Raw genomic sequence first — 26,412 nt, 5'->3', positions numbered from 1 at the left:
GCCTCGGGCAGGCGCTCAGCCGTCCACCACCCACCTGGACAGCCAGCCTGCCGGGTGCGCCACCGTCGCGGTGGCAGACTGCGAGCGTGACCGTACTGGCGTGGGTGTCGTTGGCGGCCTGGGTGTGGCTGACGTTGGCTCAGGGGTTCTTCTGGCGGACCGATCAGCGGCTGCCCGTTCCGGTGCCGACCGCCCGGTGGCCGGAGGTGGTGGTGCTGGTGCCGGCCAGGGACGAGGCCGAGGTGCTGCCGGTGAGTCTGCCCAGCCTGCTCGCGCAGCGGTACCCGGGCCGGGCCCGGATCATCCTGGTGGACGACCACAGCTCCGACGGCACGGGCGAGTTGGCCCACCGCCTCGGAGCCGACGGCGGCCTGCCGCTGACGGTGACCACTCCCCCGCCCCTCCCGCCGGGCTGGACCGGCAAGCTGTGGGCCCTGCGGCACGGCGTCGAGCAGGCGGGCGCAGCGGAGTACCTGCTGCTGACCGACGCCGACATCGCGCACCGGCCCGACTCACTGGCCGCCCTGGTGGCGGCGGCCGAGGGCCACCGGCTCGACCTGGTCTCGCAGATGGCCAGGCTGCGGGTGCAGACCGGCTGGGAGCGACTGATCGTGCCGGCCTTCGTGTACTTCTTCGCCCAGCTGTACCCGTTCCGGTGGAGCAACCGCCCCGGCTGCCGGACCGCCGCCGCGGCGGGCGGCTGTTCGCTGGTGCGCCGGACTGCGCTGGAGCGGGCGGGCGGGATCGCCGCGATCCGGGGTGCGGTGATCGACGACGTGAACCTTGCCAGGGCGGTCAAGCGCACCGACGGCCGAACCTGGCTGGGCCTGGCCGAGCAGGTGGACAGCGTCCGGCCCTACCCGGAGCTGGGGCAGCTCTGGCGGATGGTCTCGCGCAGCGCATACGCCCAGCTGCGGCACTCCCCGCTGCTGCTGCTCGGCACCGTGCTCGGGCTGACGCTCGTGTACCTGGTGCCGCCGGTGGCGACCGTGGCGGGGGCGGTCACCGGCGTGTGGTGGGTGGCGGCGCCGGGTGCGGCGGCCTGGGCGCTGATGGCCGGAACCTTCACGCCGATGCTCCGGTACCACAGGCAGCCGACGGCGGCCGCGCTGCTGCTGCCGTTCACCGCGCTGCTGTACCTGCTGATGACCGTGGACTCGGCCGTCCAGCACTGGCGCGGGCGGGGTGCGGCCTGGAAGGGACGGACGTACGGAAAAGTCATGGGTCAGAGTGACGGTCCTGCGCCAGACTGATCAGATGGACCGTCAACTCAGGGGCAGAATAGCCCACTCCGACCACCCGATCGCCGCACCGCTCTCCGACGCGAACGTGCAGCGGCTGCTCGACCGCGCCCTGCGCGGCCGGGACGGGCGGGTGCTCGACCTCGGCTGCGGCGAGGCCGCCTGGCTGCTCCGCGCCCTGGCCGCGCACCCGGAACTGCAGGCGGTCGGCGTCGACCTGGACGAGAGCGCGCTGACGCTCGGCCGGGAACGCGCCGAGGCGCTCGGGGTGGCCCGGCGGCTCGGGCTGCACCACCAGGACGCCACGGAGTTCCGCGCCCACCAGCCGTTCGACGTGGTGCTCTCGGTCGGGGCGTCGCACGCCTTCGGCGGGCTGCTGCCGACCCTGGCGGCGGCGGGCGAGCACCTGGCACCGGGCGGGCTGCTGTTGATCGGCGACTGCTTCTGGGAGCGGGAGCCGGACGCGGCCGCGCTGGCCGGGCTCGGCGTGCCCAACGCGGACGACCACGCCGATCTGACCGGCACCGTCCGCCTGGTCACCGAGGCCGGCTGGGTGCCGGTGCTCGGCCACATCAGCACCCTGGAGGAGTGGGACGACTACGAGTGGGCCTGGGCGGGCTCGCTCGCCGAATGGGCCCTGGACAACCCCGAGCACCCGGACAGCGCCGAGGCAGCCACGATCGCCGCCGAACACCGCATGGGCTGGCTCGGCGGCTACCGGGGCACCCTCGGCTTCATCACCCTGCTCCTCCGCCGCGCCGCCTGACGGTCCGTCGGGCGGGTCCTCGGAGGATCTGACCCCGCAGTGTCCGGTGCGGAGACAGCACGTACCGGGCACTGCGGCCGGCCGTTCCACGAGACAGGCCCTAGCGGCCGAGCAGCCTCGCGGCGGTCGGCTTGCTGTACTCGAAGCGGCTCATCTGCTCCAGGTCGCGGAGCCAACTCGCCGGGCCCGGTGGGGTGGTGACCACCTCGCGATAGAGGTCCTCGAAGGCGGTGGCCACGCTCTCCAGCGAGAACCTGCCGACCACCCAGTCCCGTCCCCAGGTGCCGAGCTCGGCCCGCCGGGCCGGGTCGGCGAGCAGCGGGCGGAGCTGCCCAACCAGCCGCGCGGGCGTTGCCGAGCCGTCGCCGAAGCCGTACATGCAGCGGGACGCGTGCGGCTCGACCAGCGGGCCGGGCTCGTGCAGTGCGGTGTACCCGGCGGCGCCGTGCACCACCACCGGCTTGCCGAAGGCCAGACCGCGCAGGGCCGAGCCGCCCATCCCGAGCACCACGTCGGCGGCCTGGTAGGCGGGCCGGGGATCGGCCAACTGGCCAGGTACCAGGACGGCTTGGCGCCCCAGTGCCGCGTTGGCGGCGGCCGCTGCGGACCGCAGCCGCTCCAGACTGGGACCGGCGCCGACCACGGCCAGCCGGACCCTGGGGTCGGCCATTTCGCGGACCGCCTCGATGGTCAGCAGCGCGCCCGCGTCCTTCTCCAGGTCGGGCACCAGCCGGGTCACGATGGCGAGCAGCAACTCGCCCTCCCCGATTCCGTGTTCGCGGCGGAAGGCGTCTCCGTCCACCACGCCGGGAGCGTCCGTCACGGTGTTCACCGGCGGTTCGATCAGCCGGACGTCGCGGTGGCCGAAGGCCCGGCCCTCCCCCATCAGGGCGCCGAGCCCGAGCACCAGCGGCTGGTGCCGGGGCAGGCCGCGCAGCATCCTGATGCCGTAGAAGGTGGTGATCACCGGCAGCCGGCCGAGCCGGCCGGGGCCGAAGAAGGAGTTCCGGGCGGCCCGGACCTCCCAGGCGTGCAGCAGCTGGCTGCCGTGCTGTTCGGTCACCTGGCTCAGCCGCTGCCGGACCACCCGGGCCGGGGTGTCAGGGTCGCCCTCGACCACGAGTTCCAGGCCGTGCCCGGCGGCGAGTTGAACCAGCGGGGCCGGTCCCTCCACCCCCTGGGCGAACAGCACCGGGTGGTGTCCCCGGTCGCGCAGGGTGCGCGCGATGTCCACCGCGTTCAGCTGCGCACCGCCCAGCGCGAGGTTGTTGAGGTGGACCAGCACTCTGAGGCCGTTCACCCGTTCACTCCTCCCAGCGGTGCGGGACGAAGACCGGTGCGGCCAGCACCACGGCCCGTGGCGGGGTGTCCAGCATCGGGCCGAAGACATCGAACTGTCCGACCGAGTGCCAGCTCATCAGCGTGCCGCCATCGGTCCTGCCGATGCTGTAGACACCCGCCCAGAGAGTATAACGGCCGCGCGGCAGCGGCAGGTTGGGGATCATGCAGGCGACCTGGTGGTCCTCGCCGGTCAGCCGGATCTCGTGGCTGATCTGGAAGATCGGGCTGGAGGTGCCCTCGCTGACGCCCAGGTGCAGCGTGGCGTCGCCCCGGTAGTCGCCGCCGAGGGTGAGCTCGACGGTCATCGGCTCGTCGGTGGTGAGGTTCTCCCGGCCCTCGCCGACGATCTCGTGCTTGAGCAGCTGGATCGGCTCGCCGACCCGGCCGCCCGCCTCTGACTGCGCCTCGATCGAGTCCCGGTAGCCGGACATCGCCTCCTTGATGCCCGCGTCCACCCGGATCGAGCCCTGCTCCAGCCAGACGCCCCGGCGGCAGATCGACTCGACGGCGGGCAGGTCGTGCGAGACGAAGACGATCGTGGTGCCCTGCTCGGCGACCTCGCGCATCCGGTCCAGGCAGCGCTGCTGGAAGACCGCGTCGCCGACCGCCAGCACCTCGTCCACCAGCAGCACGTGCGGCTCCAGGTAGGCGGCCACCGCGAAGCCGAGCCGCATCTGCATCCCGGAGGAGTAGTACTTGACCTGCCGGTCGATCGCCCCGCCGAGCCGGGCGAACTCCACGATCGCGTCGAACCGGGAGGCCACCTCCCGGCGCTTGAGGCCCAGCAGTGCCCCGAACAGGTAGATGTTCTCCCGGCCGGTCAGATCCGGGTGGATTCCGGCCCGGATCTCGATCAGCGCGCCGATCCGGCCACGCACGTCGATCACCCCGCCGTACGGGTACATCACCCGGGTCAGCATCTTGAGCAGGGTGGACTTGCCGGAGCCGTTCGAGCCGATCAGGCCGACCGACTCGCCGGGCTCGATGTGCAGGTTGATGTCCCGCAGCGCCCAGCGCCAGTCCTCGCCCCGGCCGCCGCGCAGCCTGCGGGTCAGCTGCTCGACCTTGTCGCGCAGGAGCATCCGCTGCTGGTCGGCCTTGAAGCGCTTCCAGACCTGCTCGGTCCTGATCGTGCCCAGGGGATAGCTCTGCTTGCTCGAAAGGTCAGGCGACATCGGCGATCCCCGTTTCCAGCTTCTTGAAGACCAGGTAGCCGCCGACCAGGAAGACCACCGAACTGGCGGCGGCGATGCCGGTCAGGGCGAGGTCGGGCGCCTGGCCGTACAGCAGCGCGCGGCGGTAGCCCTCGATCACGGCGCCCAGCGGGTTGACCCCGACGTAGACCTCCTGCAGCCTCTGCGGGATCTGCGACAGCGGGTAGGCGACGGGGGTCGCGAACACGCCCATCTGGGTGATGATGGGCAGCAGGTGGCGGACGTCGCGCAGGTAGACCACGGCGACCGAGAGCACCAGCGCCACACCGTAGGTGAAGGCGAGTTGGATCAGCAGCAGCGGGACCACCCAGAAGAAGGTGATCGCGGGCGGCGTCCAGAAGGCCAGGAAGAGCAGCCCGAGCACACCGATGCCGATCAGCATGTCCACGCTGGCGACCAGCATGGTGGCCAGCGGGAAGACCTCGCGCGGGCAGTACACCTTGTTCAGCAGGCTGAGGTTGTTGGCCAGGCTGAGCGCGCCCTGGTTCATCGTGTTGCTGAAGAACTGCCAGACGATCAGGCCGACATAGGCGAACAGCGGGTACGCCACCCCGCCGGTGTCGATCTTCACGGCGCGCTGGAACACCAGTGTGAAGATGGCGCACAGCGCCAGCGGCGTGAGCACCGCCCAGGCGAAGCCGAGCACCGCTTGCTTGTACCGGGCCCGCAGATCGCGCTCGGCGAGCGCGCGGACCAACTCCCGCGCCCCGAGCAGCTCCCGGGCCACCTGGGCGGGCCGTAGCCTCCGTTTGAAGATCAGTTCAGCGGGCGGACCGTCGGCCCCCGCCCGCCGCGCCTCGGTCTGGTTGTCGCGCTGGTCCAGGACCTGCGCGCGCTGTCCCCCCACGGAACCCCGCCTTCTCCGGTGCCGAGTGATTCACGTCCGAGGTACGAGCCTCGAATCCGGGCCGCTGCTGAGGCAGTTCGGCCGCGGCGACCACTCTGGCACAGAGTGTGCGGGCAGGGGGCTGGTTCGGTGAAGAATTCGGGCTGCTCAGAGCCTCTGTCGGCGGGGGGCGGGTGGAGGGGCGCTGGTAGGGTCAGTCGACCAGCCGGTCGAGCGCGGCGGGCATCCCGGCGACCCCGCCGTCCCGGCTCGGCTGCACCCGCTGGCCGCCCTGCACCAGTACGGTCGGCAGCTCGTCCACCTGGTACCGGGTCAGCAGGCCGCCGGCCTCCTCGGTGGCCTGCTCGACCGCCGAGGAGCGGTACGCCGCGCGGAACCTGTCCTGGTCGAGCCCGACCGTCATCGCCCAGGCGGTGGCGGTCCCCTCGGTGGTCACGTCGGTCTCCCGCTCACGCACCGCGCGGAACACGGCGAGCTGCAGCCGGTCCACCTCGCCGAGCTGCTCCAACGTGTAGTAGAGCCGGGCGTGGCCGCGCTGGGTCTGCTCCTCGCGGCTGCCCACCCAGACGGCGGGCACCCGACGGAGCGTCACGTCACTCCGGTGCTTCTCCGCCCACCGCTCCAGCGGGATCTCCAGCTCCTGGGAGTGCCCGCAGTCGTACCAGAAGAACTCGACGGCCTCCTGTTTCACCGCCCGAATCGGGCCCGGGTGGTCGATCCGGCCCACCAGGCCACCCTCGTGCGGTACTTCGGGGGCGGCGGCGGCCGGAGTGACGAGCAGTCCGCTGGCGACAACGGCCAGCACGGCGGTACGCAGAAGCGGGTTCACAGGCCGCATGCTGCCAGCGCCGGGGACGGCCGAGCCAGCTGACGGGCCGTCCGGAGCGCACTTTCGCCCGGACGGCCCAACCGCTCAGTCCTCGGTCTTGTCGAGCGGGACGGCCTGCTCGGGGACCGTGGGCTCGGGCACGCTCCGGTTCACGCTGTCGAAGAACCGCAGCAGCTCGACCGGGAACGGCAGCACCAGGGTGGAGTTCTGCTCGGCGGCCACCTCGACCACGGTCTGCAACAGGCGCAGCTGCATCGCGGACGGCGTGCCGTCCATCAGCCGGGCCGCGTCGGCGAGCTTGCTCGCGGCCTGGAACTCGCCGTCGGCGGTGATGATCCGGGCCCGGCGCTCCCGGTCGGCCTCGGCCTGCCTGGCCATCGACCGCTTCATCGAGTCGGGCAGCGCGACGTCCTTGATCTCCACCCGGTCGATGTGTACGCCCCAGCCCACCGCCGGGCTCTCCAGCATCAGTTCGAGGCCGCGGTGCAGGCCCTCCCGGCCGGAGAGCAGGTCGTCCAGGTCGCTCTTGCCGATCACCGAACGCAGCGAGGTCTGGGCCACCTGGGACATCGCGAAGGTGTAGTTCTGCACGTCGACGGTGGCCCGGACCGGGTCGACCACCCGGAAGTAGACCACCGCATCGACCCGGACCGAGACGTTGTCCCGGGTGATGCCCTCCTGGGCGGGCACCGGCATCGTGATCACCTGGATGTTGACCTTGCGCATCCGGTCCACGAGCGGGATCAGCAGCATCGGCCCGGGGTCACGGACACTCCCCCGGACCCGGCCCAGCCGGAACACCACGCCACGCTCGTACTGCTGTACCACCCGGACCCCGAAGACCACCCAGAGCACGGCCACCGCGCCCGCCAGTGCCAGAAATCCCATGTCCGACCTCCCCCGTGCCGGCCACCGGGGTGGTGGCCGCGCGGCACAGTATGCGCCCGTCCCGGCGGGTGGGACAGGGTGGGGGCCCTTGCCGGCGGATCGTTACCGTCCCGGCGCCACGTGCTCCAGCAGGTGCTGCCAGGAGTCGGTCACCACGGCCAGGTCGAACCGGGCCAGCGCATGTGCCCGGGCGGCGGCGCCGAGCGCGGCCCGGTCCCCGGCCAGCACCCGGCCGAGGGCCTCGGCCAGCGCGACCGGGTCGCCGGGCCGGACCAGGGCGCCGGTCAGGCCGTCCAGCACGACATCGCCGACCCAGCCCACATTGGTTGCCACGACCGGGAGTTCGGAGAGCGCGGCCTCGATCAGCACGCCGGGCACCCCTTCGCTGTCGCTGGTCAGCAGCAGCGCGTCGGCGGCCCGGTAGAGCACGCCGGGGTCGGGCAGCCGGCCGAGGAAGTGCGCCCGCTCGGTGCGCGCGAAGCTGCCGGCGAGCGGGCCGTCGCCCGCGAGCGCGAGGTGGACGTCCGGCAGCCGGTCGAGCGCGGCGAGCGCCAGATCGGGCCGCTTCTCCGGCGCCAGCGCACCGATCCAGGCGACCACCGGGCCTTGCGGTGGGAGGCCCAACTGAGCACGGGCGTCCCGCCGTTCGGCCGCATTCGCCGCCGGTCGGTACGCTTCGGCGGCCCGGCCGTTCGGGATCGTCCGGACGCGCTTCGCGGGCAGCCAGAAGCGTTCGAGGAGCACCGCCCTGGCGCCGTCCGAGATCGCCGAGACGGCGGCCGCCCGGTGCAGGAACGCACCCACCCTGAGCCGCCGGGACAGGCTCGCGGTCCAGTGCCTGGGGTCGCCGATGTTGACGTACACGAAGGGCACTCCGGTGCCCAACAGCCCGACGGCGCAGGCCTGGAGGGTACTGGAGCCGTGCGCCACCACGACATCCGCCTGCCGGGCGGCGGCCCGCAGCGCCCGCAAGGTGGCGGGGTGGTGGCGGGACGGGCCGAGGACGGGGGCGTCGTGGTCGGGGGGTGCGTCGGCGTGCGGCTGGAGCGCGCGGAGCGCGGACGGCGCGCCCCGGCGCAGCAGCTCGGCGTGCAGGTCGCGGGCGAGGTTCTGCGCGCCCCGGTGGCGGGGGTCGGTGATCAGGTGCAGCACACGGGGTCCGTCAGCCATGCGGCCAACCTTCGGGGAGTTCACGGGGCGGGTCAAGCGAACGGGGGTGCGGGTGCGACGCTCTTGCGGAGCCGGATCGAGGCCCGGGGCACTGTCCGCGAGCGGCCGACGGTCGTGGCCTGCCGCCCTCGCGCAGTTCCCCGCTCCCCTGGGATGCTCGCCCGGGAACGGCGCACCGCTCCCGTGCCCCTGGTGGGTATGCCCATTCGCTGGCGCCGAGCCTGTCCGGCCTGGGATGCTGACCGTCTGTCAGAGCGCGTTGGCCGGGGGGGTCTGCGCCGGGGGTCTCGCTGGGGGTTGCCGCTGTGCACGTGCTCTATGTGATCGACAGCGTGAGCCGGATCGGCGGTGCCGAGCAGGGTCTGGTGTCGATGGCACCGCAGCTGGTCCGCTCGGGCGTCCAGCTGGACGTGGCGTACCTGCGGCAGTCGCCGGGCGGCTTCCAGGCGGAGCTGACCCAGGCCGGTGCCACGGTCTTCGGTGTGCACGCGGCGGGCCGGGTCGGCGAACTCGCCGCGCTCCGCCGGCTGGTCCGCCGCCGACGCCCGGACCTGGTGCACACCACGCTGTACGAGTCCGACGTGCTCGGCCGCTCCGCAGCGCTGGCCAGCGGGATCCCCGTCGTCTCCAGCCTGGTCAACTCCGCCTACGGGCCGGAACACCTGCACGCCCGCGGTCTGAACCCGTGGAAGGTGCGGGCCGCCCAGGCGGTGGACGCGGCGACCGCGCAGGGCACCCGCCGGTTCCACGCGCTCACCAGGCACGTGGCCGAGGTGATGGCCCGTCGGCTGCGGGTCTCGCCGGACCGGATCGACGTGGTGCCGCGCGGCCGCGACCCCGAGGTGCTCGGCGCGGTGACGCCCGAGCGGCGGGCCGCCGTCCGGGACGGCCTGGAGCTGGCCATGGACACGCCCGTCGTACTGGCGGCGGCCAGGCAGCAGTACCAGAAGGGTCTTGACGTCCTGTTGGAGGCGTGGCCGAAGGTGCGGGCCGAGCTGCCCGAGGCGGTGCTGCTGCTGGCGGGCAGCCCGGGCGCGGAGACGCCGCGACTGCGGAAGCTGGCCGACCTCACGGGCAACGTCCGCTTCCTGGGGCCGCGTTCGGACGTGTTCGACCTGATGGCGGCGTCCGACGCCTTCGCGGTGCCGTCCCGCTGGGAGGGCCTGGGCAGTGCGGCGATGGAGGCGATGGGGGTCGGTGTCCCGCTGGTCTGCGCCGACGTGGCAGCGCTCCGCGAGACGGTCGGCTCGGAGGACTACGCGCGGCTGGTGCCGCCGGAGCGGCCGGTCGAGCTGGCGGCCGCGCTGCTGGAGACGCTCGGGGACCCGTCGGCGGCGGCGCTGCGCGTGAAGGCGGCCCGGGCGAGGTTCCTGACGCGTTTCACCCTGCACCACGTCTCCGGTCAGATGGTCGAGTTCTACGAAAGATCACTGCGCCGGGGATGAGATTGGCCAAAGTGCTTGCGCCGCACGTCACGTGCCGCAAGCATCAGCCCCGGGGGTATCGGGGCGAGTCGGCGACGTCGGGGGGTGTCGCGCGGCTGCGAGCCGCCACCGACCGTACGGAGCCGATCCCGCGTCCGGCCCGGCCCGCTCCGTACGGCGTACGCACCACGAACGCGAGGGGAACCAACCGGTGGAACCGGCTAGCCATTTCATGGTCCTGCGCCGCTACTGGCGCCTGCTGGCGGGCTGCACCGCAGCGGCCCTGATCATCGGTCTGCTGCTCACACCGGCGGTCGACACCGTCGACAACGGCAAGTGGCAGTGCAAGGTGGCGATCACTCCGGTGGCGGGCTCGGGCGAGGCGGTCCGGGCCGATCAGGTGCTCTCCTACGCCGCCGGCTCGGACGTCACCACCGCGGCCGCCAAGAAGCTCGGTGTCACGGACGTGGCCGCGCTGGCGGCCCGTCGTTCGGTCTCCGCGGCCAGCACCCAGATGCTGACCGTCACCGTCACCGGGCCGACTCAGCACGGCTGCGCGGACACCGCCGCCGCCTTCGCCGAGGCGATCATCAACGGCTACAGCCAGGAGTCGGCGAAGAGCGCGGGCGAGTCGATCAAGCGACTGGAGGCCCAGGCGGCCACCCAGCAGGAGCAGGTCAACAAGTTCCAGCAGCAGTTCTCCGCCGCCAAGCCGATCGACCAGCCCAAGCTGCAGCCGCAGTTGACGGCGGCGCTGGCCTCGCTGACCAAGACCCTGACCGCGATCAGCGACCTGCAGAACGTCAGCCAGACCGACGCCATCCAGCAGTGGGGCTCGATCGACGCCAAGGAGGCCGGCGGCAACCTGCTCAGCTCGCCGAACCGGGGCGTCCGGCTGGCCCTGGCGGTGGTGCTCGGTCTGGCCCTGGGGGTGGTGGCCGCGCTGATGCTCAGCCGGATGGACACCCGGCTGCGCTCCCGCAACGCGGTGGAGGAGGCGTTCAACCTCCCGGTGATCGGTGAGATCCCGCAACTCTCGCGGCGGCTGCGGCGGCTGCGCGACCCGCTGGTGGTGGCCCGGCCCTCCGACCCGGGCACCGAGGCGTTCCGTTCGCTGCGCTCCACCCTGCTGCTGACCGGCCCGCCCGCGCTCGCCGCGCAGCTGGCCGACGGCAATCTCAACCCGGCCGAGCTGGTCTCCCGGCGGCTGGCCCAGCCGGCGCCGGTGATCCTGGTGATGTCAGGACGCAGCGGCGACGGACGGACCACCACGGTGGCCAACCTGGCCGCCGCCCTGGCCGAGACCGGCCGCGAAGTCCTGGTGCTGGACTGCGACTTCCGTCATCCGCAGGCGCACGTGCAGTTCGGCGTGGGCGAGGGCCCGGGGATGGCCGAGCTGCTCAGCGGTGAGCAGCTGCCCGAGCTGGACGACCTGATCCGGCGGACCAACGTGGACGGCGTCCATCTGATCACCGGCGGCAACACCACCGCCTACCCCGCCGCCCTGGTGCTGCGCGCGGGCGAGGTGCTCCGCCGGGCCCGGCGGCACGCGGACGTGGTGCTGATCGACAGCTCCCCGCTGCTGCACGCCAACGACGCGTACGACCTGGTCCGGCACGCTGACGCGGTGCTGGTCACCATGATGGCGGGCAACGTCACACCGGAACAGGCCGACCGAGTCAGCGAGTTGCTCTCCCGGACGGGCGTTCCGGTGGCCGGGGTGGCGCTGCTCGGTACCTTCGGCCCGTCCGGCCGCCGCAACCGTGACGGCGGGCACGGCGGCGGCCAGCCCGGGGTGCCCGGCCCGGCCGGAACCCTCCAGCAGCAGCGCGAGGAACCCCGGCACCGCGCCTCCCCCACCTGGGCCCGACGCGCTCCGTCGCCGTCCGTGCCCCCGACCGTCGAGTCGGCCACCGGCGGCCACGAGGGCGAGCTCCGGTGACCGCAGGACGGATTCGGGTGCTCTGGCTGACCAAGGGCCTGGGCCGGGGCGGCGCCGAACAGTTGCTGGTCAACTGCGCCCGCCACGCGGACCGGGAGCGGTACGAGATCGAGGTCGCGTACGTACTGCCCTGGAAGGACGCGCTGGTGCCCGCGCTGGAGGCGGCGGGCGTCACGGTGCACTGCCTGGGCACGGCACCCGGGCGGCTCTGGCCGTGGCGGCTGGCCCGACTGCTGGCCCGGCGGCGCTACCACCTGGTGCACTCGCACATGCCCGTACCGGCGGCGGCGGCCCGGCTGCTCACCCTGGGCCGGCGGCGGCCGGCGCTGGTGCACACCGAACACAACGTCTGGGAGCGCTACCGGACCGCTACCCGCTGGGCCAACTCGCTTACGTACCGGCGCAATCGGGCCGTGATCGCGGTCTCGCACGCGGTGGCCGCGGCGATTCCGGCGGCCCGGCGGCGGGCCGGTGAGTTCGTCCATGTGGTGCACCACGGTCCCGATCTGGGCGGCGCGGCCGTCGGGCCGGCGGCCCGGGCCCACGCGCGGGCCGAACTTGCTCTGCCCCCTGACGCGTTGGTGATCGGCACGGTCGCCAACTTCACCCCGAAGAAGGACCAGGCCACCCTGCTGACCGCCTTCGGCCTGCTCCGCGAGCAGCACCCGGGGGCCAGGCTGGTGCTGATCGGCTCCGGTCCGCTGGAAGCGGAGCTGCGGGCAGCCGCCGGTGAGGGCGTGGTGTTCGCCGGCTCCCGGGCGGATGTGCCCGAACTGCTGCCCGGGTTCGACGTGTTCACCCTGAGCTCCCGCCAGGAGGGTCTGCCGGTCGCCCTGATGGAGGCGATGACCAGCGGCCTGCCCTCGGTGGTGACCCGGGTCGGCGGGATGCCCGAGGTGCTGGAAGACGGCGGCGAGGGCTTCCTGGTCGAGCCCGGCGATCCGGCCGGCCTGGCCGACGCCTTCGGGCGGCTGGCCGGGGACGCCAGGCTGCGCGAGCGCCTGGGCGCGGCCGCCCGGCTGCGCGCGGAGCGCTTCGACGTGGCGGGGGCCCAGCGGGCCGTCGAGCAGGTGTACGAGCAGGTGCTGGGGTCCTGACCTCGCCCGCCCCGCCCCTCCGAGAGGAAGACCACCACCGTGAGCGCCAGTCCCGAGCAAGCCCGGTTCGAAACCGACGAGCTGACCTGCCGTCCGCTCACCCGGGCCGACGACGCCGCCGTGCTGGCCCTGCTGACCACCTCACTGGCGGGCGGCCCGACCGGTACCAGGACAGCCGAGTTCTTCGACTGGAAGCACCGCCGCAACCCGTTCGGTGCCAGCCCCGGCCTGGTGGCCGTCACCCCGGTGGGCCGGATCGTCGGCGTCCGACTGTTCCTGCGCTGGGAGTGGCAGCGCGCCGGGCAGGTGCTCCGGGCCGTCCGCCCGGTGGACACCGCCACCCATCCGGACTTCCAGGGCCGGGGCGTCTTCCGCCGCCTGACCACCGAGCTGCTCGAACAGGTCACTCCCGAGGCGGAGTTGGTCTTCAACACACCGAACGGCAACAGCCTGCCCGGCTACCTCAGGATGGGCTGGCAGGACCTGGGCCAGGTTCCGGTCACCCTGCGGGTGGCCCGGCCGCTCTCCTTCGCCCGGGGCGCCCGCGCCGCACTCACCCGGCGCCGCGCCGCCGTCGGCCCGGTGGACTGCGAACTTCCCACGGCGGCTGACTGGTTCGGTACCGAGCCGCTCGCCGGGCTGCTCCGTGAGCGCGCGGCGGCCGACGTACCGGACACCCGGATCGCCGTGCCGCGCACCGAGGAGTTCCTGCGCTGGCGGTACGGCGATGCGCCGGGCCTGGACTACCGGGTGATCACCTGTCACCGGGGCGGTGAGCTGGCCGGAGTGGCGTTCGGACGGCCCCGACGGCGCGGCCCGCTGGTCGAGTTCACCCTCTCCGACCTGATCGTCAGGCCCGGTGACGGCGAGACCGCCGCCCGGCTGCTCCGCGCGGCGGCCCGGGCCGGCGGGGACCACGTGGCCACCCACCTGGCACCGGGCACCGAGGCTGCCCGGGCCGCCGTCCGGCTCGGCTACCTGCGCGCACCGCGCACCGGCCTCCGGCTGGCCGCCAGGACTACGGCGGGCCAACCACCCCCTGGCACGGCGGAGTTCCGCTTCACCCTCGGTGACCTGGAGGTCTTCTGATGGGCCGGCACCCGCTGCTCCGGCAGGTCCCCTGGCCTTCCGTGGTGGCCGGGACCCTGGTGCTCGGGTACGTCACCGTCTTCGTGCTGGCCATGGTGCACACCAGCTACGACACCTGGGGCGCGCTGCTGGTGCTGCCGGCCCTGATGGCGATCGGCACCCCGATCCTGGCGCGGGTGGCCGCCGCCAACCCGGAGCGGGACATCTTCCGCCTGCTGATGCTGGCGATGGCGCTCAAACTACTCTGCGCCTTCCCCCGCTATCTGATGGCCTTCGTGCTGTACGGCGGCGCGGCGGACGCCAAGATGTACCACCAGAAGGGCAGCGAGCTGGCGCTCTTCCTGGACCAGGCGGACTTCTCCGCGGGCTTCCACTACGACCTCGGTATGAAGGTCGCCGGCACCGGCTTCGTCATCATCGTCACCGGGGTGGTCTACGCGATCACCGGACCGTCCCTGGTGGGCGGCTTCCTGGTGTTCTCCTGGCTCGGCTTCTGGGGGCTGCTGCTGTTCTGGCGGGCCCTCCAGATCGCCTTTCCCGAGGCGGACACCCGGCGCTACGCCAAGCTGGTCTTCTTCCTGCCCTCGCTGCTGTTCTGGCCGTCCAGCATCGGCAAGGACGCCTGGATGATGTTCTGTCTCGGCCTGACCACCTACGGCGTGGCCCGCCTCCTGGACCGCAGGTTCGGGGCCTTCCTCTTCATCGCGCTCGGCTCGCTGGGCACCGCGATGGTCCGCCCGCACGTCACCGTGCTGGCGGGCGCCGGACTCACCGTGGCGTACGTGCTGCGCAAGCGGCCCAAGCAGGTCAGTGCGCTGGGGCCGCTGCGGATGGTGGTGACGGTGGTGGTGCTGGGCGCGATGGTGATGCTGATGCTGCAACAGGTCAACACCTTCTTCGGCACCACCGGCGGCAGTGGCGACTCGGTCAACCAGGTGCTCTCGGAGACCTCCCGCCGCACCTCGCAGGGCAATTCGGTGATCAACCAGGCACCCACCGAGGACGCCGCCCCTGCCTTCAGCCTCAATCCGGCCGGGCTGCCGATGGCCGTGGTCAGTGTGCTGTTCCGGCCGTTCCCGTTCGAGGCGTCCAACATCCAGAGCCTGTTCCAGTCGGTGGAGTGCTTCGCCCTGCTGGTGATGTTCATTCGGGGCTGGCCGAGGATGCGGCAGCTGCCCCGGCTCTTCCTGCGCCGCTCGTACATAGCCTTCGCGCTGGTGTACACGCTGCTGTTCTGCTGGGCGTTCTCGACCATCAACAACCTCGGCATCCTGTCCCGCGAGCGGGTCCAGGTGCTGCCGCTGGTGCTCGTCCTGCTGGCCGTGCCCAGGCCCGAGGGCGACCGCCAGGTGACCCGCAGGCGCAGCCGCCCGCCGGTCTGGCGGGTGCAGCCCGGGCAGTGGGGTCCCCGCCCGCCGACCACCGTGCTCCGCCCGGCCCGCGTCGGCGGTCCGGGCGGCCCGTCCCAGCCACCACCTCGACCCAGGGGGGATCGACCCGACCATGACTTCCACTGACGCTCCGTTCACCGACACCGACTCACCCGCCTTCCTCGGCGGCACGCCCGCCTTCCCCGAAGGACTGCCGCTGACCCGGGTCCAGGTGCCGGACCGGGCCGGACTGCTGGAGCGGCTCGGCGCCGTGCTCGACAGCGGCATGCTGACCAACGGCCGGACGGTGGCCGAGCTGGAGCAGCGCGCCGCCGAACTGCTGGGCGTGCCGCACGTGGTGGCGGTCTCCAACTGCACCGCCGGGCTGATGCTGGTGCTCCAGGCCGCCGGGGTGGGCGGCGGCCGGCCGGTACTGATGCCGGGCTTCACCTTCTCCGCGACCGCGCACGCCGCGCACTGGGCGGGCGGCACACCGCTGTTCGCCGAGGCCAGGGAGGCGGACATCACGCTCGACCCGGCGGACGCCGAGGCCCGGCTGAAGGCCGCCGACCGGTCGGCCGCCGTGATGGCCACCCACGTCTACGGAACGCCGTGCCAGACCGAGGAGTTGCAGCGGATCGCCGACGCGGCCGGACTGCCGCTGGTCTACGACGCGGCGCACGGCTTCGGCTCCAGCCGCAAGGGCGTGCCGGTGGGCAACTTCGGCCTGGCCGAGGTGTTCAGCATGAGCCCGACCAAGGTCGCGGTGGCGGGCGAGGGCGGTCTGGTCGCCACCCGGGACGCGGCGCTCGCGCAGACCCTGCGGCACGGCCGGGACTACGGCAACCCGGGCGACTACAACACCCTCTTCCCCGGTCTGAACGCCCGGATGAGCGAGCTGCACGCGGCGGTCGGGCTGACCTGGCTCGCCGGGCTGCCCGAGCGGGTGGCCCACCGGGGTGCGCTGGTCGCCGAGTTCGCCCGGGCCACCGCGGGGCTGCCCGGGCTGCGGCTGGCGCTGCCCGAGGAGGGTGACGTCTCCACCTTCAAGGACCTGACCCTGATCCTGGACGCCGAGACCTTCGGCCTCACCGCGGACGAGCTGGCCAGGGCGCTCAAGGCGGAGGGGATCGACACCCGGCGCTACTTCCACCCGCCGGTGCAGCGCCAGCAGGCGTACGCGCACCTCGGCCAGGCCGAGGCGCTGCCGGTCACCGACCGGCTGGCCGCCGCCGTGCTGACCGTGCCGCTGTGGACCCAGATGGACGCCGCGACGGTGCGCAGGACCGCCGAGGCGGTGGTCCGGATCCAGCCGTATGCGGAGCGCCTGCGCGCTGCCGGGCTCTGAGGCCACCGGCCTGCCGCCCGGTGTACGACGCGCCGGGCGGCAAGCCCTTTCGGGCCTCGCACGGGGGTGCGGCGATTAGGCGGATAGGGTGAACTCACTTGGACCACAAGGGGTTTGGGTGTGCAGAATGACCCGCTGGGCCTGCTGGCCCCACCCTCTCCCGGCCGGTCTCCCGGCCTACTCATCGTTTGGAGTTCCCGGTGTTCAAGGGATTCCGCAGCTTCCTGCTGCGCGGAAACGTCGTGGACCTCGCGGTCGGTATCGTGATCGGCGCGGCCTTCACCGCCGTCGTCACCGGCTTCGTCACGGCGTTCCTCACCCCGCTGCTCGGTGTCGCGACCGGCGCCGTCGGCGACTACAGCAAGCGCTCCTTCGAGATCGGCGGCACCAGCTTCCCGTACGGTGCGTTCCTGAACGCCCTGATCAGCTTCGTGCTGATCAGCGCGGTGATCTACTTCGCGGTGGTGCTCCCGGTCGGCCGGCTGCAGGCGCGGTTCGAGCCGGTCAAGGACGTCCCGGTGGCCAAGACCGACTGCCCGGACTGCCTGAGCTCGATCCCGGCCGCCGCCGTGCGCTGCTCGCACTGCACCTCGGAGCTGGCGGGCCGCCCCGGCTTCCCGGCCCAGGCGCTCGCCTCGCGCTAGACCCGCACGGCGCCCCGTCCGGCCCGGCAGCCGCACACTGCCGGGCCGCGGCCTGTCCGGATCAGGTCCCGCCCGGAACAGGGTCCGGATCGTGCCCCAGGGGCTCACGGAATGCCGGCACGCGCCCTCGGCGGGTCGCCGGATTCACGACCACACCCGGACACGACCCGTTGGCCGACTGTTCGACCCCCCGTCAGCCCGCTACCGCAACCCCTGATTGGCCGGAAAGCGACGGCGAAATGTCCGATCGTCATACTTTCGAGTGAGTTGTTCTGGCGAAGAGTACGTAAACACTGGAACTCCTACACCTCCCACTCTCCTCAGCAGGCGCATTGTGGGCTTACGGTATGCCCCATGACCTCGCCCCGCTCCTACGACGGAGTCGGCTACCCCTCTCCGTCCTTCAGCTCCGGCACGCCCATCTACGACAGCCTGGTCGCAGAGCGCGGTGTCCCGCAGATCGCCCCCATCAACGTGCCGGCCGCACTCCCCCCGGCCTCCTCCGGTTACGGCTACGGCAGCAACTATGGTTCCGGGTACGGCAATCCGGGCTTCGACAGCCCGGTGAGCAACCTGCCCGCGCTGCCGCCGGCCCGGCTCGCGCTGGGCCCGGGCCCGAGCAGTGGTGGCCCGGCCACCCAGTACATCCCGGCCCAGCCGGGCCCCGGCACGTACGCCGCCGCCCCGCAGCCGCCGCTCCCCGGCTACGGCGGGCAGCAGCAGCGCCCGGCGGCACCCGGTCCCGGCTTCCAGCAGTACCAGCAGGCCGGCCAGGCCTTCGGTGCGCAGGGCTACGCCACCGCCCCGAACTTCGCCCCGCAGGGCGGCCAGCAGGGCTTCAACGGCCAGGGCGCGCAGGGCTACCAGGACCAGAGCTTCGGCGGCAACCAGCTCCGCCCGGCCGCGCCGGTGGCCCCGGTCCGCCCGGTCCAGCAGCAACGCCCGCAGTACGCCGAGCAGGGCCAGTACCCGCAGCCCGGCTACCAGGGGAACGCCTACTGACCCAGCCGCCGCACCACCGGCCCGGCCCCAGGGGGGAGCCGGACGGAGCAGGGCACCACGGTCGTCCCGAGGGCCGCCCGGACCACGTCGCACCACGGTCCGGGCGGCCCTCGCGCGTGCTCCGGCGGCGGGGCGGCCCCGAGGCGGCGGCCCTCGTACGGAGCCGCCCTGACAACTGGCAGGATGGGCCCATGCCACAGCTCACGGGACTGCACCTCTACCCGCTCAAGTCCGCCTACCGGCTGAGCCCGGAGAGCGCCCAGGTCGAACCCTGGGGCCTGCTCGGCGACCGGCGCTGGATGCTGGTGGACGAGAGCGGCCGGGCGGTCACCCAGCGGGACGAGCCGACCCTCGGCCAGTTCCGGGTGCTGCCCTCGCCGGACGGCTCGCTGACCGTCACGGCCCCGGACGGCGCCCGGGTGGAGGTGGCCGCACCGGCCACGGAGGCCGGCGACCCCCAGGTGAAGGCCGAGGTGTTCGGCACCCTCTTCGCGACCGCACTGGCCTCCCCCGCCGTCAACGACTGGTTCGCCGGCTACTTCCCCGGTGTCCGGCTGGTGCACCTGGACGACCCGCTGAGCCGGCCGGTCGACCCCTCGTACGCGGGCCCGGGCGACACCGTGTCGATGGCCGACGGCTACCCGCTGCTGCTCGCCACCACCGGCTCGCTCGACGAGCTGAACGCCCGGATCGCCGAGGACCACCCCGACGACGAGAGCAGCGCGGCGGCCCTGCCGATGGAGCGGTTCCGCCCCAACCTGGTGGTCGACGGCACCGCGGCCTGGGCCGAGGACGGCTGGCACCGGGTCGCCATCGGCGGGCTCACCTTCCGGGTGGTCAAGCCGTGCGGCCGCTGCCTGGTCACCACCACCGACCAGGAGACCGGTGTCCGCCGCGGCCCCGAGCCACTGCGTGCGCTCGGCCGGCACCACCGGATCGGCCAGAAGCTGGTCTTCGGCCAGAACCTGATCCCGGAACGGCCCGAAGGCTCCACCGGCCTGCTCGGCACCCTGTACCTCGGCGACGAGCTGACCGTCCTGGAGTGATCCGCCGGGCACTGACGCGTCGGAACCGAAAACCTGCTCGCTCGTTGTACCGGGGTGTGGCAACCGCGCAGGCTGTTGACTGAGAGGTCGTCATGGGTGAGTACAGGGTCCGGGTCACGCAGGACAGCGCCTCGCGCTGGCGGCGCCGCGCGGGCGAGTACGAGACCCTGGCCGAGGCGGTCGCCGCCGCCGAGCCGGGCGACACGCTGACCCTGCGCGCGGGCACCTTCCGGGAGAACGTGCTGCTCGACAAGGCCGTCGAGCTGCGCCCCGCCGACGGCCCCGGCAGCGTCCGGATCAGCCCGCCCGGTGGCGTGCCGCTGACCGTCACCGCCGCCGCCCGGGTGCACGGCCTGGTGATCGAGGGCGGCGAGACCACCGCTCCCGCGGTGCTGATCACCGGCCCGGACGCCACCGCCGAGCTCACCGGCTGCCGGGTGGAGACCGCGGCCGCCGTCGGCATCGAACTCACCGACCGCGCCGAGGCGGTGCTGCGCGGCTGCACCGTCCACAACCCGAGCGGCCTCGGCGTACGGCTGCGCTCCGGCGCCGTCCTGCTGGCCGAGGACACCGAACTGGCCTCCTCCGCGCAGGCCGGGCTGGCCGTGCTGGACGGTGCGAGCGCCCGGCTGACCAACTGCCGGGTGCACCACGCGGGCGGCGCCGGGGTGCTGCTCGCCGAGCAGGGCAGCTCGGCCGAACTGACCGGCTGCGAGATCTACGAGATCCGCGGCAGCGGCGTCCAGGCCGAGTCCCAGGCGACCGGACGGCTGACCGACTGCGAGATCCATCGGGTCACCGGCAACGGCCTCACCCTGGACACCGGCGCCGAGCTGACCCTGACCGGCTGCCGGGTGCACGACCTGCCGGAGAACGCCGCCGACCTGCGCCGGGGCTCCCGGCTGCACCTGGAGAAGAGCATCCTGCAGGACTTCGGCCGGGGCGCTCTCTCGGTCTGGGAGCCAGGCACCCGGGCCGAGGCGGTGGCCAGCGAGATCCACTCCAGCAGCAGCGACTTCCCCGCCGTCTGGGTCTGCGCCGGAGCCGAACTCACCCTCACCGACTGCTCACTGCACGATCTGCGGGACGCCCTCTCGGTACTCGACCAGGGCTCCCGGGTGACCGCGCGGGACTGCTCGTTCAGCCGGATCGGCAGCTCGGCGGTCTCGGTCAGCGGCGGTGCCACGGTGGCGCTGGCCGACTGCCGGATCCAGGAGGCCGGCACCGGGCTCTGGTTCCGCGACCACGGCAGCGGCGGGCAGCTGACCGGCTGTGAGATCTCCGAGGTGAGCACCGGGGTGATCGTCACCAAGGGCGCCGACCCCGAGCTCTCCGACTGCACGGTACGCGGCGCGGTCGAGGCCGCCGTCTACGTCTTCGCCCAGGGCCGGGGCAGCTTCACCGACTGCCGGGTCTCGCACGGCAAGGGCTTCGGCTTCTACGTGCTGGACGGCTGCCGCACCGCGCTGACCCGCTGCCGGGCCGAGCAGAACGAGCAGGCGGGCTTCGAGTTCTCCGAGCCGGGCCCGGTCACCGAGGGCTGCGTCTCCGACGACGTGGCCCCGGCCGCGCCGGAGCTACCGGCCCCCAGGACCGCCCAACTCACCACCGCCGCCGCCCCGGTGGCCGCCGCGATCGCCCCGATCCCCGACTGCCGACCGGCCGACGAGGCGCTGGCCGAGCTGGAGTCGCTGATCGGCCTGGCCACCGTGAAGCAGGAGGTGCGCACCCTGATCGACCTGATCTCGGTCGGCCGCCGCCGCCGGCAGGCCGGGCTGAAGGCACCCTCGCTCCGCCGCCACCTGGTCTTCACCGGCTCCCCCGGCACCGGCAAGACCACGGTGGCCCGGCTCTACGGCGAGATCCTCGCCTCCCTCGGCGTGCTCCAGCAGGGCCACCTGGTCGAGGTCGCCCGGGTGGACCTGGTCGGCGAGCACATCGGCTCCACCGCGATCCGTACCCAGGCCGCCTTCGACCGGGCCAGGGGCGGGGTGCTCTTCATCGACGAGGCGTACGCGCTGGCGCCCGAGGACGGCGCCAGGGACTTCGGCCGGGAGGCGATCGACACCCTGGTCAAACTGATGGAGGACCACCGGGACGAGGTGGTCGTGATCGTCGCCGGGTACACCGCCGAGATGGAGCGCTTCCTGAGCGCCAACCCCGGTGTGTCCTCCCGGTTCTCCCGGACCGTCACCTTCCCGGACTACACCGCCGCCGAGCTGCTGGAGATCGCCCGTTCGCAGTGCGCCGAGCACGAGTACGCCCTGGCCGGGGCGACCGAGGGTGCCCTGCTGGAGCACTTCGCCGGGCTGGAGCGCGGCCCCGGCTTCGGCAACGGCCGGACCGCCAGGCAGGTCTTCGAGACCATGGTGGAGCGGCACGCGATGCGGGTGGCCCAGCTGGCCGACCCGTCCACCGAGGAGCTCCAGCTGCTGGTGCCGGCCGATCTGCCGGTGCCCCCGCCCCGGGTCGGCCTGACGATGTGAGCCACTCCGACGAGCCGACCCCGGTCTGACGCACCCGCACCGGTCTGACGATCTGACAGGATGGTGCGGGTGATCCAGCGAAAGGCCGTGCAGATGTCCGACACCAGCAACCTGCTGGCCGAGCAGCGCCGCGCGCTGATCCTCGACGAGGTCCGGCGCCGCGGCGGGGTCAGGGTCAACGAGCTGACGCAGCGACTGAACGTGTCCGACATGACGATCCGTCGGGACCTGGACGCGCTGGCCAGGACCGGAGCGGTCGAGAAGGTGCACGGCGGTGCGGTCGCGCCCGGCGCCCCGCTGGCCCACGAGCCCGGCTTCGAGGCCAAGTCCTCGCTGGAGCCCTCCGCCAAGGAGCAGATCGCCCGGGCCGCCGCCGCCCTGGTCACCCCCGGCAGCGCGATCGCCCTCTCCGGCGGCACCACCACCTACGCCCTGGCCCGGCACCTGCTGGAGATCGAGCGGCTGACCGTGGTGACCAACTCGGTGCCGGTCTCCGAGGTCTTCGAACGGGCCCGCCGTCAGGGCACCGGCGCCGACACCACCGTGATCCTCACCGGCGGCGTCCGCACCCCCTCCGACGCCCTGGTCGGCCCGGTGGCCGACCGTGCGATCCGTTCGCTCCGCTTCGACCTGCTCTTCCTCGGCGCCCACGGCCTCTCCGCCGAAGCCGGCCTGAGCACCCCCAATCTGGCCGAGGCCGAGACCAACCGCGCCCTGATCGACTCGGCCCGCCGCACCGTGGTGGTCGCCGACCACACCAAGTGGGGCGTGGTCGCGCTCTCCACCATCGCCCCGCTCAGCGCCGTGGACAGCTGGGTCACCGACCCGGGCCTCCCGTCCCCGGCCGCCGCCGAGGCCCGGACGCAGCTGCGCGAACTCCTGGTCGCGGACTGAGCCGCCCGCTACCGCGCAGCGTCCACCAGCGGCAGTTCGAAGTGCAGCGCGTCGCCGTCCGTGCGGACCAACGTCAGGCCGGCCTTGCGCAGCACGCCCTGCGAAGCCGGGTTGTCCACCGTGGTCTCCGCCCGGAACACCAGCGCACCGGCCGACCTGGCGTGCGCCAGCACCCCGAGCACCGCCTCGGTGGCATACCCCTGGCCACGGGCGGACTCGGTCAGTCCGTACCCGACCTCGACCGCACCCCGCTCGTCCGGGCCGCCATGGAAGCCGATGCCGCCGATCGCGGCGCCGTCCTCACGGCGGCGGATCTCGAAGTTCCCGAACGGGTGCGGGTCATTGCCGTCCTGACAGCCGTTCAGGAAGATCCGGGCGCCGGTCCTCTCCCCCTCGGCGGGGTAGCCGGGCGCCCAGACGTCGGTGGGTCCGGGTTCGCCGGCGGCCACCCGCGCGGCCTCCTCGGGGGTGAAGGGGTGCAGGGTCAGACGGGTGGTGTGAAGATCATCCATGGCGCACTGACTATCATCCGACCGGCACCGGGCGCCAACGGTTAATCAGCTCAGACTGCCCTCACCCTTGAGGAAGCGCTCCAACTCCACCTCGTACGGGGCGATGTCGATGCCCTGGCCGGCCAGCCAGTCGTCCGAGTAGTACTTGTCCAGGTACCGGTCGCCCGGATCGCAGATCAGCGTAACCACGCTGCCGCGCTCCCCGGCGGCCCGCATCTCGGCGACGATCCGCAGCGCGCTCCACAGCCCCGTCCCGGTCGACGCCCCGGCCGTCTTGCCGAGCACCTGCTCCAGCACCCGCATCGCGGCGATCGACGCGGCGTCCGGCACCTTCATCATCCGGTCGATCGCCCCGGGCACGAAGCTCGGCTCCATCCGGGGCCGGCCGATCCCCTCGATCCTGGAGCCCCGGTCGCAGGTGGCGTCCGGGTTGTGGTCGACCCAGCCCTCGAAGAAACACGAGTTCTCCGGGTCGGCGACGCAGATCCGGGTGTCGTGCTGCAGGTAGTGCACGTACCGGGCGATGGTGGCCGAGGTGCCGCCCGTCCCCGCCGTGGCGACGATCCAGGCCGGCTCCGGGTGCGGTTCCAGCCGCAGCTGGGCGAAGATCGACTCGGCGATGTTGTTGTTGCCCCGCCAGTCGGTGGCCCGCTCGGCGTACGTGAACTGGTCCATGTAGTGCCCACCGGTCTGCTCGGCCAGCTCCGCCGAGACCTCGTAGACCTCACAGGCATTGTCGACAAGGTGACACTCGCCGCCGTGGAACTCGATCAGATCGATCTTGGCCTGGCTGGTGGTCTTCGCCATCACCGCGACGAACGGCACCCCGATCAGCTTCGCGAAGTACGCCTCCGAGACCGCCGTCGAACCGCTCGACGCCTCGATCACCGGCTTCCCCGGCCTGATCCAGCCGTTGCACAGCGCGTACAGGAACAGCGACCGGGCCAGCCGGTGCTTCAGGCTCCCGGTCGGATGGGTCGACTCGTCCTTGAGGTAGAGGTCGATCCCCCACTCCTCCGGCAGCGGGAAGCGCAGCAGGTGCGTGTCGGCCGACCGGTTCGCGTCGGCCTGGACCTTGCGCACCGCCTCCTTGAGCCACGCCCGGTACGCCGGGTCGGTACGGTCCACGTCCGTGCTCTGGCTGGCCATCGCGCTGCTCTCCTCGGTATCGCGGTCAACTCCCGCGGGCGATACCGAGTGTAACCGATTACTACAATAAGTAACTTTACTGCCGCCCCCAGCTTCCCCTTATCGCCCCTCGGGCGGACGGGCGGGCGCAGCAAGGGGAGGCGGCCGCGAGGCCCTCACCTTCTCACCGCACCCGAGCCCGTCGGCTGACCCGCTCGCGTCCGGGCGACGCATCGAGGCGGACCGGACGAAGCGCGTTCAGGCTCCCGGAACCGGGCGCCGCACAGCGGTGAGGCTGCACACCCCGTCCACGCACTCGCGCTGCAGACGGCCACGGGAGACCGTCAGCTGCCGAAGGCATTCGTTGCGGACGATCCGGAACACCCAGGACGCGAGTGCGCCCGTCGCCCGGAGGCTGCCGATCTTCCGGTACAGGATGATCAGCGCCTCCTGCGCCGCGTCCTCGGCGTCCTGCGGCGAGGCGCACAGGGACCGGGCGAACTTGCGTACGTGGGGCTGTGACTCCGTGACGACGGCGGTGAGTGACGCGACGTCGCCTGCCTGGGCGGCCTCGATCAGCCGCTCGTCCGGCCAGGGGTGTCTTCGGTTCATGTCTCCTCCTCGCATCCGGCGGGCGCTCGTCAGGTCCGCTTCCTCCTGAGCCTCGTCAGGTGCCAGGTGCACGCACCCACCAGCAGCGTGCCGATCACCGCGATGCCGACGACCATGGTGCTTCTCCTCCTCTACGGACCCGGCCCGTGCGGCCGGTCACAGGGATGGGAGGCGGGGAGGCCCGGAAAGGATTCACGACGTGAGCCCGGACCGCAGTGCGATCCGGGCTCGTACCGGAAACGGCGTTGCGCTCCCTCACCCGCCGCTACTCCGCAGCGGGGATGCGGACCGCCGTACCGCTGACCCGGACGCGGGGGTCGCCCGCACGAAGTTCGACCCGGAGACGGCCGGGGCGGCCGAGGTCCTGGCCCTGGTGGAGGGTGAGGACTGCTGCGGGGGTGGTCTCGCCGAGCTCGCGGAGGTAGGCGCCGAACGCGGCGGCCGCCGCGCCGGTGACCGGGTCCTCGACCACGCCGCCGACCGGGAAGGGATCGCGGACGTGGAAGACCGTGTCCGACTCGCGCCAGACCAGTTGGAGGGTGGTCAGCTCACGGTCCGTCATGTAGCGCGCCAGGCCGTCGAAGTCGTACGCGAGGTCGGCGAGCCGGGCGCGGGTGGCGGCGGCGAGGACCAGGTGGCGGGCACCGGCGTACGCGATCCGGGGCGGCAGGCTGGGGTCAAGGTCGGCGGCCGACCAGTGGAGCAGCGCCAACGCCTCGGCCACGTCGGCCTCCGGGACGGTCAGGACGTGCGGCTCGACGCTGGTCAGGGTCGCCTCCAGAGCGTCGGGGCCGGCCACGACCGTGACCGGGACGGGGCCGACGCCGGTCTCGAACAGCAGCTCACCGGGGCCGATCCGTTCGGCCAGCGCGACGGCGGTGGCCACGGTGGCGTGCCCGCAGAACGGGACCTCCGCCAGCGGGCTGAAGTAGCGCACCGCGAAGCTGCGTTCGGACGACCCCGGAGTGAGGAAGGCGGTCTCCGAATAGCCGAGCTCGGCGGCGATCGCGAGTTGGGCGATGTCGTCGAGGCCCGTCGCATCGAGCACCACACCGGCGGGGTTGCCGCCAGCCGGGTCGGCGGTGAAGGCGGCGTATCGGAGCACCTCAGGCACGTTGTCGGTCATGACCGTCGGCAACGCGGCCCGGGGGCGGTCGATTCCCCGGTAACACCGGGGCCGTCGCGGACACCGAGGTTTAACCCGGCCGCCACCGCCCGGCACACGGTGGAGACCCCTTGGCAAACCCCCCGTCATGACGACCGGTCAGGCTGGACACACCACACGACGAAGGGACAGAAACCATGAGCGGCTTCGCAGTTCTCGCCACCACCATCGCCGGTCTCTACGCCGAGACGGACGACGGCTCCGGCTCCCCGCAGCGCGTCTCCGGCCACGAAGCCGACCGCCTGGCCACCCTCCCGCGGCACGAGCCGCGGCGGTCCCGGTCCGTCCGCCGCCCGCGCTTCACGGTGCGCCGGACCGCCTGAACGACACCAGCCGGCACCAACCGGACCCCTGCCG

23 protein-coding genes and 1 pseudogene are annotated in these 26,412 nt (G+C 72.8%); 14 read left to right on the top strand and 10 right to left on the bottom strand.

The window, feature by feature from the left end; genetic code table 11:
- The first annotated feature begins 86 nt into the window (after positions 1 to 86).
- Positions 87 to 1,253, top strand: coding sequence for a glycosyltransferase (locus ACKUU6_RS27535; protein ID WP_407991266.1), 1,167 nt, complete (start codon positions 87 to 89; stop codon positions 1,251 to 1,253).
- Between the two features lie 4 nt (positions 1,254 to 1,257).
- A complete protein-coding gene (locus ACKUU6_RS27530) occupies positions 1,258 to 2,007 on the top strand; it encodes an SAM-dependent methyltransferase (RefSeq protein ID WP_407991265.1) in 750 nt (249 codons plus the stop codon).
- A gap of 100 nt (positions 2,008 to 2,107) precedes the next feature.
- On the opposite strand, the gene ACKUU6_RS27525 is transcribed toward ACKUU6_RS27530, so the two are convergent.
- From ACKUU6_RS27525 to ACKUU6_RS27500, 6 genes are all read right to left on the bottom strand, one after another.
- A complete protein-coding gene (locus tag ACKUU6_RS27525) occupies positions 2,108 to 3,307 on the bottom strand; it encodes a glycosyltransferase family 4 protein (protein ID WP_407991264.1) in 1,200 nt (399 codons plus the stop codon).
- A gap of 4 nt (positions 3,308 to 3,311) precedes the next feature.
- On the bottom strand, positions 3,312 to 4,523 hold the full coding sequence (locus ACKUU6_RS27520) for an ABC transporter ATP-binding protein (protein WP_407991263.1): 1,212 nt from the start codon (positions 4,521 to 4,523) through the stop codon (positions 3,312 to 3,314).
- Positions 4,513 to 5,409 carry an ABC transporter permease gene (locus ACKUU6_RS27515; RefSeq protein WP_407991262.1) on the bottom strand — a complete coding sequence of 299 codons (897 nt, stop codon included), beginning with the start codon at positions 5,407 to 5,409 and terminating at the stop codon, positions 4,513 to 4,515. The genes ACKUU6_RS27520 and ACKUU6_RS27515 overlap by 11 nt, the downstream gene beginning before the upstream one ends.
- 193 nt (positions 5,410 to 5,602) lie before the next feature.
- On the bottom strand, positions 5,603 to 6,238 hold the full coding sequence (locus ACKUU6_RS27510; RefSeq protein ID WP_407991261.1) for a thiol:disulfide interchange protein DsbA/DsbL: 636 nt from the start codon (positions 6,236 to 6,238) through the stop codon (positions 5,603 to 5,605).
- An 84-nt stretch (positions 6,239 to 6,322) separates the two neighbouring features.
- The gene (locus tag ACKUU6_RS27505; protein WP_407991260.1) at positions 6,323 to 7,126 is read right to left on the bottom strand and encodes a slipin family protein; all 804 of its coding nucleotides are present in this window, start codon (positions 7,124 to 7,126) and stop codon (positions 6,323 to 6,325) included.
- A gap of 102 nt (positions 7,127 to 7,228) precedes the next feature.
- Positions 7,229 to 8,296 (bottom strand): glycosyltransferase, encoded by a 1,068-nt coding sequence (locus tag ACKUU6_RS27500; RefSeq protein ID WP_407991259.1) that lies wholly within the window; start codon positions 8,294 to 8,296, stop codon positions 7,229 to 7,231.
- Between the two features lie 305 nt (positions 8,297 to 8,601).
- Here ACKUU6_RS27500 and ACKUU6_RS27495 point away from each other — a divergent pair, with 305 nt between their 5' ends.
- The 11 genes from ACKUU6_RS27495 (at position 8,602) to ACKUU6_RS27445 (ending at position 22,638) form a co-directional block, all read left to right on the top strand.
- The gene (locus ACKUU6_RS27495; protein ID WP_407991258.1) at positions 8,602 to 9,741 is read left to right on the top strand and encodes a glycosyltransferase family 4 protein; all 1,140 of its coding nucleotides are present in this window, start codon (positions 8,602 to 8,604) and stop codon (positions 9,739 to 9,741) included.
- A gap of 190 nt (positions 9,742 to 9,931) precedes the next feature.
- Positions 9,932 to 11,662, top strand: coding sequence for a tyrosine-protein kinase family protein (locus ACKUU6_RS27490; RefSeq protein WP_407991257.1), 1,731 nt, complete (start codon positions 9,932 to 9,934; stop codon positions 11,660 to 11,662).
- Complete coding sequence (locus ACKUU6_RS27485; protein WP_407991256.1) at positions 11,659 to 12,759, top strand: glycosyltransferase; 1,101 nt, start codon at positions 11,659 to 11,661, stop codon at positions 12,757 to 12,759. The genes ACKUU6_RS27490 and ACKUU6_RS27485 overlap by 4 nt, the downstream gene beginning before the upstream one ends.
- 39 nt (positions 12,760 to 12,798) lie before the next feature.
- Positions 12,799 to 13,848 (top strand): GNAT family N-acetyltransferase, encoded by a 1,050-nt coding sequence (locus ACKUU6_RS27480; RefSeq protein WP_407991255.1) that lies wholly within the window; start codon positions 12,799 to 12,801, stop codon positions 13,846 to 13,848.
- Entirely contained in the window at positions 13,848 to 15,365 is a 1,518-nt protein-coding gene (locus ACKUU6_RS27475; RefSeq protein WP_407991254.1) for a hypothetical protein, read from the top strand. The genes ACKUU6_RS27480 and ACKUU6_RS27475 overlap by 1 nt, the downstream gene beginning before the upstream one ends.
- The gene (locus tag ACKUU6_RS27470) at positions 15,352 to 16,566 is read left to right on the top strand and encodes a DegT/DnrJ/EryC1/StrS family aminotransferase (protein WP_407991253.1); all 1,215 of its coding nucleotides are present in this window, start codon (positions 15,352 to 15,354) and stop codon (positions 16,564 to 16,566) included. The genes ACKUU6_RS27475 and ACKUU6_RS27470 overlap by 14 nt, the downstream gene beginning before the upstream one ends.
- A 200-nt stretch (positions 16,567 to 16,766) precedes the next feature.
- A complete protein-coding gene (mscL, locus tag ACKUU6_RS27465) occupies positions 16,767 to 17,210 on the top strand; it encodes a large conductance mechanosensitive channel protein MscL (protein WP_407991252.1) in 444 nt (147 codons plus the stop codon).
- A 354-nt stretch (positions 17,211 to 17,564) separates the two neighbouring features.
- Positions 17,565 to 18,212, top strand: a complete 648-nt coding sequence (locus ACKUU6_RS27460; protein WP_407991251.1) for a DUF6643 family protein — start codon at positions 17,565 to 17,567, stop codon at positions 18,210 to 18,212.
- 191 nt (positions 18,213 to 18,403) lie between these two features.
- Entirely contained in the window at positions 18,404 to 19,258 is an 855-nt protein-coding gene (locus tag ACKUU6_RS27455) for an MOSC domain-containing protein (protein ID WP_407991250.1), read from the top strand.
- Positions 19,259 to 19,350: 92 nt separating this feature from the next.
- On the top strand, positions 19,351 to 21,744 hold the full coding sequence (locus ACKUU6_RS27450; RefSeq protein WP_407991249.1) for a right-handed parallel beta-helix repeat-containing protein: 2,394 nt from the start codon (positions 19,351 to 19,353) through the stop codon (positions 21,742 to 21,744).
- Positions 21,745 to 21,837: 93 nt separating this feature from the next.
- A complete protein-coding gene (locus ACKUU6_RS27445) occupies positions 21,838 to 22,638 on the top strand; it encodes a DeoR/GlpR family DNA-binding transcription regulator (protein WP_407992256.1) in 801 nt (266 codons plus the stop codon).
- 8 nt (positions 22,639 to 22,646) lie between these two features.
- Here the strand turns inward: ACKUU6_RS27445 and ACKUU6_RS27440 are convergent, their stop codons facing one another.
- From ACKUU6_RS27440 to ACKUU6_RS27425, 4 genes and pseudogenes are all read right to left on the bottom strand, one after another.
- Entirely contained in the window at positions 22,647 to 23,150 is a 504-nt protein-coding gene (locus tag ACKUU6_RS27440) for a GNAT family N-acetyltransferase (RefSeq protein ID WP_407991248.1), read from the bottom strand.
- 45 nt (positions 23,151 to 23,195) lie between these two features.
- Complete coding sequence (locus tag ACKUU6_RS27435; protein WP_407991247.1) at positions 23,196 to 24,299, bottom strand: PLP-dependent cysteine synthase family protein; 1,104 nt, start codon at positions 24,297 to 24,299, stop codon at positions 23,196 to 23,198.
- Between the two features lie 324 nt (positions 24,300 to 24,623).
- Positions 24,624 to 24,890 (bottom strand): annotated as a pseudogene (locus tag ACKUU6_RS27430) (RNA polymerase sigma factor); the annotation flags it as partial.
- A gap of 265 nt (positions 24,891 to 25,155) precedes the next feature.
- Positions 25,156 to 26,016: a PhzF family phenazine biosynthesis isomerase gene (locus tag ACKUU6_RS27425; RefSeq protein WP_407991246.1), complete on the bottom strand. Its 861-nt coding sequence runs from the start codon at positions 26,014 to 26,016 to the stop codon at positions 25,156 to 25,158.
- A gap of 176 nt (positions 26,017 to 26,192) precedes the next feature.
- On the opposite strand from ACKUU6_RS27425, the gene ACKUU6_RS27420 reads away from it, so the two are divergent.
- On the top strand, positions 26,193 to 26,378 hold the full coding sequence (locus ACKUU6_RS27420; RefSeq protein WP_407991245.1) for a hypothetical protein: 186 nt from the start codon (positions 26,193 to 26,195) through the stop codon (positions 26,376 to 26,378).
- Positions 26,379 to 26,412: the final 34 nt, after the last annotated feature.

The sequence above is a fragment of the Kitasatospora sp. CMC57 genome (assembly GCF_045866025.2).
Classification (GTDB): Bacteria; Actinomycetota; Actinomycetes; order Streptomycetales; family Streptomycetaceae; genus Kitasatospora.
Note: the sequence above shows the minus strand (reverse complement) of the source record. Positions and strands in the feature narration are given on the sequence as shown.